Source organism: Ruegeria sp. AP12, assembly GCF_056540025.1.
Genome location: NZ_JBQFVZ010000163.1, coordinates 1 through 834, shown reverse-complemented (window position 1 = coordinate 834; position 834 = coordinate 1). Strand labels below are relative to the sequence as shown.

The 834-nt window shown below is 63.2% G+C and carries 1 protein-coding gene; it reads left to right on the top strand.

Annotated features, from left to right (window positions below):
- Window positions 1–834: di-heme oxidoredictase family protein (locus ACR0E6_RS21990; protein ID WP_480587341.1), on the top strand; the 834-nt coding region annotated here is incomplete at both ends.

Sequence of the window (834 nt, the reverse complement as noted above, 5' to 3'; positions counted from 1 at the left end):
CGAACGCGCCCGCATTGCCGGTGTCACTGCACCGCCGCAGGATTTCAGCGCGCCGCAAAGGTTCGAAGAGTTGCCTGCCGGGGCCTCAACCGTGCGCGTGCGCAACAACGCGGATGCGTTATCGCAACCGTCCAAGAACCTGAGCTTTGAGCAAGAGCTGGACTTCAAGGTCGGCAACGGATTGTTCAAGAAAATCTGGGTCTCTTCGCCGTCCTCAACCCTCGCGTCTGATGGTCTTGGGCCGCTTTATAACGCGCGCTCGTGCCAGCGCTGTCACATCAAGGATGGGCGCGGGCATACGCCGAACGAGCCGGATGACAACGCCATCTCGATGTTCCTGCGCGTGTCTATCCCCGGAGGTCCAGAGGACGCGCCGGATGGGATCGAAGACTATCTCGCCACCCTTCCCGAGCCCAACTACGGCGGCCAGATGCAGGACTTCGCCTTGGCCGGCCATCCGGCGGAATACCGGTTGGAGATCACCTACGAAGAGATCCCGGTTGCGCTGTCCGAGGGCGAGAGCGCCTCGCTCCGCCGCCCCACCTACAGGGCTGCCGATCTGGGATACGGCCCGTTGCACCCGGACGCCATGCTCAGCCCGCGCGTTGCGCCTCAGATGATTGGCCTTGGTCTGCTTGAGGCGATCCCGGTCGAGGACCTGCTGGCCAAAGCCGACCCGGACGATACGGATGGCGATGGTATCTCGGGCCGAGCGAACATTGTCTGGTCGACCGAGTTTGACGCCCCGATGATGGGCCGCTTCGGCCATAAGGCCGGAATGCCCACGGTCATGGAGCAATCGGCGGCTGCTTTTGCAGGTGGTATCGGCATCTC